Raw genomic sequence first — 8,066 nt, 5'->3', positions numbered from 1 at the left:
TCGCACTGCGGGTATTGTCATAAACACCGTCGGGATGGGTAAAATCCACCATCACCCCTTGCACTTTTTCCTGAGTTGCCAGGACTAAAACACTCTGCAAATCGTCGAGAATCGGCACTTCTAGGGGTTCACAACCAGCCACTTCCCCCACATCTTGACCTCGAAAAGCTGGATTTCGATCCACTGCACCCACTAAGATCATATCGTCGGCACGAGCAACGGCTTTAATGACTTCCCGTCCCATTTTACCGGCTGCACCGTTGACAACTACAGGAATCGGTCCTCTATTTTCGGTCATGGTTAATTATTCTCCTTATATATAACCTGAGTTCGGGATAAGAAAAGGGAGAAGTGATATGCTGAAAAACAGAAAACCATTCAGCCACCTTGCCCTAGGGTTAGTATAGATGCTTTATTCTGTCCTGTCGATGATTTTTGCCAATAATTTGCACCTCAAGGCTCAAAAAGCTTACTTGCTTATGGACTGAAGACTCGACAACGAAAAATAAGCTTATGTCTGGGGGAAATTATGACGATTTTAATCGCTTTTCATACGGCGGATTCAGGCTCAGTCTGGTACATCTTCTAAGTGGAAAGGCTTATCCAATAATACTAAATCCGGTTATTAAAAACTGATTATTTATTCTCCCCTTTGCATGAGTGCCTCTTGCATGAGTGCCTCTCCTCATAACTAGCCTATACTCAACGGATTTAGTATAAGGAGTTGTCTGTGCCAGATGGATAGAGGAACCGCCGTAGTAATCATTACAGAAACTTCAAATCCTCTTATTTAGACCATGTAGCTGAATACTGGAGCGATGCTTGTGCCAATTTACCCAGTTATCAGCACTTTGTTGAGTGGATTCCTGTAACTTTGATTCCTTTTTGCCTCTATCTCAAACATTGCTGCTGATGCGTTTCAAATTTGAATTGGCGTACCAAGATTGGCCATCTCAAAACTTTGAAAACCGCAAAAGCCCTCAATTTTTAGGGATTGTAACATGAGTGATTACCCCGGATTTTCAGTTATTAAATCTAGTTTATCTCAACCCCAGAAAACACCTCAATTAATGACAGAGCAGCACCATGGCGATACCGATACCCAAACTTAAACCGACCAGCACTTGAAAAGGAGTATGACCAATTAATTCCTTTAAACGTTCCTCGTTAAATTCCTTGCCCTCCTGGAACATTTCATCGATAATTTGATTGAGAATCCGGGCCTGTTTTCCCGCTGCCTGACGCACTCCAGCCGCATCATACATAACAATAACCGCAAAAAGCGCCGCAATCGCAAATTCGGGACTAGACCAACCCATCTGTAATCCTACCCCAGTAGCCAAGGCCCCCACCAGCGCCGAGTGAGCGCTAGGCATTCCTCCCGACGAGACTAGATAGCGCAGACTCACCTTACCATCGCGGATTAACTCAATCAGCGCTTTTAGTCCCTGGGCAGTGAAACAAGCTAAAAGAGAGACTAGCAGTATTTGATTGTGTAACACCTGCTCGAAGTCCTGCATAATCTCATTCGTTTAATTTAATTTTTACGATTAACAATATACTCGGCGATGGCCCGTAAAGGTTCAGCGGCCTCATCGTAGCCACTCAATTCACCGATGGCACTATCTATTAACTGTTGAGCTTGCTGGCGGGACTCTTCTATCCCCCAGAGACTAGGATAGGTGGCTTTTTGTGCCTGTAGATCCTTACCGGCGGTTTTGCCCAATTCCTCCTTTGTCGCCGTGATATCGAGAACATCATCGATAATTTGGAAAGCCAAGCCAATATTTTGAGCGTAACGGGCTAATTTAGCTATATCTTCCGCTTTTGCCCCCGCTAAAACTGCCCCCGACACCACAGAAGTCTCCAACAGGGTTCCGGTTTTCTGAGTATGGATAAAACCGAGAGTTTCCGCCGAAATATCGGGTTTTCCTGCGGATTCCAAGTCTAAAACCTGACCCCCCACCAAACCCGCTGCCCCGACCGTGCGACCTAAACGGGCAATTACCTCTAAAATCTGTAGGGGAGGTACATTACGAGTCTGGGTAGCCACATACTCGAAAGCGTAGGCCAGGAGACCATCCCCGGCTAAAATAGCGATATCTTCGCCAAAAACCTTATGGTTGGTTAATTTCCCACGTCGGTAATCATCGTTATCCATGGCGGGTAAATCGTCATGAATTAATGACATAGTGTGAATCATTTCCAGGGCGCAAGCGGTGGGTAAAGCCATCTCTAGGGAACCCCCCATCAATTCACAGGTAGCCAGACATAAAATCGGCCGCAGACGTTTGCCACCGGCGAGGAGAGAATAGCGCATCGCCTCGTAGATTTTGGCAGGATTGCCGATAACTAAAGAGCTATCTAAAGCTGACTCGACAATTAACCGCTTTTCCTCCAGATAGGAAGCCAGAGAAAAGCTCTCGTTTTTCCTCACTTCTACTCCTCGTTCGCCCCTAGTAACCATGTCTTTTTGTCTTGAACCGACTGCTTTTAAAACTATATCAGGAAACTCCACCTCGATCGGAATTAAACTGGCTGCTCCCTTGTACACTAAGCTGTTGACTATCTAAATTACTCCTTCAGACTGCATGGCAGCACCGGAGTTGACAGCCTGAACGTTTGTACTAAAATTTCCCAGACGGAGATGGGCCAATTTTCTTTTCTGATGCCTATTTTCTCTTTTAACCTGAAAAAATACATCCCTCAGCCCAGTCCAGGAATTGGCGAAAAACGGGCGATATAATTGAATTTCACCGCAGTTATCCTGGGAGATGCTAAAGTTTTGATGATTCGGTCAAACTTCCGTTTTCTTAGCTTGCAGTTTAGAAATTTCTCGATTAGCCTAGAATTAGGATTATCCTAGGAATATATTGTATGCTGCCAGGGCAAATTTTAGGCGATCGATATCAAATTCAAAGTCAGTTAGGTAAACAAACCGGAAGACGCACTTTTCTCGCCCAAGATATAAAAACGGGCGCTACTGTTGTTGTCAAATTATTAATCTTCAGTCCCGATTTTGAATGGACAGATTTAAAACTTTTTGAACGGGAAGCAGAAACTCTTAAACATCTAGATTGTCGCTCGATTCCCGAATATATCGACTATTTTGAAGTTCGCACCGATACCTATCAAGGTTTTGCCCTTGTTCAGAGTTATATCGAGGCTAAATCCCTCAAGGAACAGGTAGAAACCGGTCGCAAATTTAGTGAAGCAGACCTACAAGAATTAGCTAAATCTATCCTAGGTATTTTAATTTATCTCCATGGACTTAACCCGCCAATTATCCACCGGGATTTGAAACCTAGTAATATTTTACTAAAAGATCGATCGGGCCATAGTATCGGCAATGTTTATTTAATTGATTTTGGTTCTGTCCAGACTGTTGCCCAACAGGAACAGGCCACTTTAACTATCGTCGGAACCTACGGTTATATGCCCCCTGAACAATTCGGTGGTCGCACCGTTGCCGCTTCTGATTTATACAGTTTAGGAGCGACTTTAATCTATCTAGCTACAGGCATTCATCCCGCAGATTTACCCCAAAAAGATGGTAAAATTCAATTAAATAATTTGGCCAATTTAAGCCCTGCTTTTGTTCATTGGTTAGGGCAATTACTTGAACCTAGTCTCGAGAAAAGGTTTATTTCAGCACAGGCAGCAAATCAAGCTTTAAATACTCTCCACGAAATTCAATTAACTTCCTCGAACCTTGAAAAACCCGCAGGGAGTCGGGTACAGTTGCAAAAAAGCGAGGAGAAAATTAAAATATCTTTACCTCCCGAAGGTTTTACCCCTAAATTAATTTTTCTTGGAGCCTTTGCCATCGCTTGGAACGCTTTTTTATTAGTATGGACAGGAGGAGCCGTTTCTACTCTTCTGTGGATGAGTTGGTTTTTTCTGCTCTTTTCCGTGCCTTTTTGGTTTGTAGGTTTAGGACTGCTTTACCAGATTATTTATTGTCTCAAAGGGGAGGAAATTATCACTATTGATAGTCAAGAAATTGTTGCCATTCAGCGAATTTTTGGTTTGACACTTCCGGGCAACAAGAAAATGGCACGGCAACATATTAATAAACTGGTCAAAGCTGATAGTTATCATACCAAAGATGGCGATGGCGATCGAGTTTATGTGCCGATGGCTTTAACTATTTGGGCGGGGACTAAAGAATATACTATTAGCAGTAAGACAAAAGAATATCTGAGTAACCCCGAAATTGAATGGTTAGCAGCGGAATTAAGCCAATGGTTAGGAATGCCAATTACTAATAAGTAGCCGGTTACAATCAGCTTTTTTTCTCCCTTCTCCCTTCTCCCTTCTCCCCACTCCCCCACTGATTACTGATTACTGATAACTGATAACTGAAAAATCTCCCCTCTCCCCCACTGATTACTGATTACTGATAACTGATAACTGAAAAATCTCCCCTCTCCCCCACTGATTACTGATTACTGATAACTGATAACTGAAAAATCTCCCCAATCCCCCACTGATTACTGATTACTGCTTACTGATAACTGAAAAAGCTTCCCACTCCCCACTTCCTGATATAGACGAACTGTCTGTGATCAGTGTAAAATTTTATGAAGAGTCTCGGCTTTTTTCTCCCTTTTCCGGAGAAATGCCCCAGAGCCAGTGACTAAGATCAAAATTGTGCATCCCATCGATAATTAAGTTTATGAGCGCCACTATTACCGTAGAAAAACGCAAATTAGAAAAACCCCCTTTAGAACTGCATTATCTCGGCGATCGAGTCTTGCGTCAACCGGCCAAGCGGATTGCTAAAGTCGATGACAGCATTCGCCAATTAGCCAGAGAAATGCTGGAAACTATGTATAGTTCCAATGGTATCGGGTTAGCGGCTCCGCAAGTGGCAGTCAATAAACAATTGATTGTCATCGATTGTGAACCCGATAAACCGGAAAATCCGCCCCTAATTCTGATTAATCCCCAAATTATCGGTTATAGTCGGGAATTGTGCAAAGCGGAAGAGGGTTGTTTGAGTATTCCCGATGTGTTTTTAGATGTCATCCGTCCCCAAGCGATCGAAGTGAGTTATAAAGATGAACAGGGGAAACCACGAAAACTGCAAGCTAACGGTTTACTAGCGCGGGTAATTCAACACGAAATGGACCATCTTAATGGTGTCATGTTCGTGGACAGAGTAGATAACGATTTGGCACTCAATGAAGAATTAAAAAAACACGGTTTTTCCGTGCAAGCGGTGAAACCGGTCGAGAAAGTGACAAAATAAAGGCATTAGTTAATTTAGGTGAGGAGTGAAGATGACCCCGAAAAGCGGCGTTTTATTGTTATTATCCTGTATTGCAGCGATCGCTGGTGTGGGTTGTGTCTTTGAAATTAGTTCGGGAGAACCGGATTTAGGCAATACCACCACTGGCTTAATTCTAGCGGCAAGTGTGCCACTAACAGCCCTATTTTTTTGGGCGGCGGTTAAAGACACGAGAGCCAATTACAAATAGAATAACTTCCCCTCGGTTATCGAAAAATTTGCATAATTTTCATGAGCAAAAGAGAGAAGTAAATTCTCTCTTTGGTTCGTTTTAACTACAGGGCAAATTGCCAGAAAAAGTTACTACTTTTGATGATTTTATCATCTTTCATGACAATCAATTATCTGCCGACCGGTGAAAATCTGATTAGGTAAAGATTTCCCCCCTCTCTCCTCTATCCGCAATCTAGAATGATAAAATAGGTGAAGTTCAAAGCATCATTCATTAGCTATGACCACAACCTACAAAGTAGAAATTTCTCATTTAGGAACAACACAAACGATCGAAGTTAGGGAAGATCAAACTATACTACAAGCGGCCTACGATGCGGGGATTGACTTACCCAGTTCTTGCAATGCGGGCGTATGTACTACCTGCGCCGCTCAACTTTCCCAGGGTAGCGTCGAACAAGGTGAGGGCATGGGATTATCCCCCGACCTGCAAAAAGAAGGCTATGCTTTGTTATGTGTGGCCTATCCTCGCTCGGATATTAAACTGGAATCTGGCAAGGAAGAAGTAGTTTATCAACGTCAATTCGGGAAACCCTAGGCCAAACTGGGGTTAAGATGACAAATTTTCGGGGGTTTCCCCCCAAAAAACCAGATTTTGAGCCAATAGAACCAGCAAAGCTAAAATTTAACTAATAGCTGAATGCTGACTACTAAGGGAGAACTTTTGCTCTCTACCTTTGAGGGCCGCTTTCATGAAACCAGAAAAGAGAGGATGAGCTTTATTGGGACGAGAGCGAAATTCGGGGTGAAATTGGGTAGCAATAAAGAAAGGATGTTTTGGTAGTTCGATAATTTCCACCAAACGACCATCAGGAGAAGTGCCACTCACCAGATAACCAGTCTCAAAAAAGAGACTACGATAGGCATTATTAAACTCGTAACGGTGACGATGGCGCTCATAGATAACCTCCTGACCGTAGAGGGAGAAAGCCAGACTATCGGGATTTAAACGGCAGGGATAGAGACCTAAGCGCATTGTTCCCCCTAAATCCACCACATCTGCCTGTTCTGGCAGTAAATTAATCACCGGATTCGGTGTATCCTCTTCAAATTCGGAACTATTGGCCCTTTCTAATCGGGCCACATTGCGACCCCATTCGATAATCGAACACTGCATCCCTAAACAGAGACCCAAGAAAGGAATATTATTGACCCTAGCATACTCGATCGCCTTAATTTTGCCATCCACACCCCTAATACCAAAACCACCGGGTACAACAATACCGTCAACACCGCTTAAATGAGCTTCGGCCGAATCGTTATCCACATCTTCAGCACTTACCCAACGCAATTCTATCTCGCTATCAAGGGCAATAGCAGCGTGTTTCAAGGCCTCTACCACCGAGAGATAAGCGTCCCCCAACTGCACATATTTACCGACGATAGCTATCTCTAATTTTTGACTAGGGGATTGCATCTGTCGGATGAGATTTTCCCACTCCTCCAGATGGGGGTATCGGGGACCCAGGTTTAATAATTCTAGGGTTTGTTGCGCTAATCCCTCTTTTTCCAGATTAAGAGGCACTTCGTAGATACTGCTGGCATCCTGAGCAGTAATCACCGATTCCACCGGCACATCACAGAAAGCTGAGAGTTTTTCTTTTAACCCCGGTTGTAGGGGTAGATGACAACGACAGACTAACACATCCGGTTGAATGCCGATCGATCTTAATTCCTTGACCGAGTGTTGCGTCGGTTTAGTTTTCATCTCCTTAGCGGCCGGAATCCAAGGAATTAGGGTAACGTGCATATAAACCACGTTATTTCGACCTACATCCTTCCTAAATTGCCTAATTGCTTCTAAAAAAGGCAAAGATTCGATGTCTCCCACCGTACCACCAATTTCTGTGATGACAATATCGGGGTTGGTATCTTTGGCCACCCGGAGAATCCTTTCCTTGATTTCGTTGGTAATATGGGGAATTACCTGCACGGTTCCCCCCATATAAGCACCACGGCGCTCTTTATTCAATACCGCTTGATAAATCGAGCCAGTAGTCACGCTATTGAGACGGGAGAGTTCCGTATCGGTAAAACGTTCGTAGTGGCCAAGGTCGAGGTCGGTTTCGGCCCCATCATCGGTGACAAATACCTCTCCGTGTTGAAAAGGACTCATCGTACCCGGATCCACGTTGATATAGGGGTCTAATTTCAGAATTGAGACGGAATAATCCCGACTTTTCAACAATCTTCCCAAACTAGCGGCGACAATTCCTTTCCCAATACTGGAGACAACTCCCCCGGTGACAAAGACAAATTTACTCATAAAATTCTTCCTGCGATCGATTATACCTAGCAAGGGGTAAGAGTTTTCGGGATGGGGCGGTGTCATTTTCCCAGATTTCATTATAACCGGAGGATCTATACCGCTCAACTAAACTTACTCAAACTTACTTAAAAGCCTGAAAGCTTAGTCATTCGTAGTGGGTCAAGCACTACAGGATTAAACGGCAAACCCTTTATTCCCTGGTCAATGACAGCAGGAATTACTTTTCTAATGATGTTAAATGACCCATTGACATCGGCATTTAACAACTGATTT

At 43.7% G+C, this 8,066-nt stretch carries 7 protein-coding genes and 2 pseudogenes; 5 read left to right on the top strand and 4 right to left on the bottom strand.

Annotated features, from left to right (window positions below; all coding sequences use genetic code 11):
• A pseudogene (locus tag IM477_RS19940) lies at window positions 1–298 on the bottom strand (4-hydroxy-tetrahydrodipicolinate reductase); the annotation flags it as partial.
• 462 nt (window positions 299–760) lie between these two features.
• On the opposite strand from IM477_RS19940, the pseudogene IM477_RS23455 reads away from it, so the two are divergent.
• A pseudogene (locus IM477_RS23455) lies at window positions 761–907 on the top strand (IS982 family transposase); the annotation flags it as partial.
• A 160-nt stretch (window positions 908–1,067) separates the two neighbouring features.
• Here the strand turns inward: IM477_RS23455 and IM477_RS19935 are convergent.
• Together IM477_RS19935 and crtE are read right to left on the bottom strand one after the other, a co-directional pair.
• Window positions 1,068–1,520, bottom strand: coding sequence for a divergent PAP2 family protein (locus IM477_RS19935; RefSeq protein ID WP_002733310.1), 453 nt, complete (start codon window positions 1,518–1,520; stop codon window positions 1,068–1,070).
• Window positions 1,521–1,537: 17 nt separating this feature from the next.
• Window positions 1,538–2,467 (bottom strand): geranylgeranyl diphosphate synthase CrtE, encoded by a 930-nt coding sequence (gene crtE, locus IM477_RS19930; RefSeq protein WP_287733196.1) that lies wholly within the window; start codon window positions 2,465–2,467, stop codon window positions 1,538–1,540.
• A 410-nt stretch (window positions 2,468–2,877) separates the two neighbouring features.
• Here crtE and IM477_RS19925 point away from each other — a divergent pair, with 410 nt between their 5' ends.
• From IM477_RS19925 to IM477_RS19910, 4 genes are all read left to right on the top strand, one after another.
• Window positions 2,878–4,275 carry a serine/threonine protein kinase gene (locus IM477_RS19925; protein ID WP_287733195.1) on the top strand — a complete coding sequence of 466 codons (1,398 nt, stop codon included), beginning with the start codon at window positions 2,878–2,880 and terminating at the stop codon, window positions 4,273–4,275.
• A gap of 403 nt (window positions 4,276–4,678) precedes the next feature.
• Window positions 4,679–5,254, top strand: coding sequence for a peptide deformylase (gene def, locus IM477_RS19920; protein WP_287676781.1), 576 nt, complete (start codon window positions 4,679–4,681; stop codon window positions 5,252–5,254).
• Window positions 5,255–5,285: 31 nt separating this feature from the next.
• On the top strand, window positions 5,286–5,483 hold the full coding sequence (locus IM477_RS19915; RefSeq protein WP_002731987.1) for a hypothetical protein: 198 nt from the start codon (window positions 5,286–5,288) through the stop codon (window positions 5,481–5,483).
• 261 nt (window positions 5,484–5,744) lie between these two features.
• Window positions 5,745–6,062, top strand: a complete 318-nt coding sequence (locus IM477_RS19910) for a 2Fe-2S iron-sulfur cluster-binding protein (protein WP_002768334.1) — start codon at window positions 5,745–5,747, stop codon at window positions 6,060–6,062.
• Window positions 6,063–6,149: 87 nt separating this feature from the next.
• Here the strand turns inward: IM477_RS19910 and pyrG are convergent, their stop codons facing one another.
• The gene (pyrG, locus tag IM477_RS19905; protein WP_079210066.1) at window positions 6,150–7,790 is read right to left on the bottom strand and encodes a glutamine hydrolyzing CTP synthase; all 1,641 of its coding nucleotides are present in this window, start codon (window positions 7,788–7,790) and stop codon (window positions 6,150–6,152) included.
• Between the last annotated feature and the right edge of the window lie 276 nt (window positions 7,791–8,066).

The organism is Microcystis sp. M090S1 (assembly GCF_020246295.1).
In the GTDB taxonomy this organism is placed as follows: Bacteria; Cyanobacteriota; Cyanobacteriia; order Cyanobacteriales; family Microcystaceae; genus Microcystis; species Microcystis aeruginosa.
The sequence above is the reverse complement of the archived record's forward strand: the minus strand, read 5'-3'. Positions and strand labels throughout refer to the sequence as shown.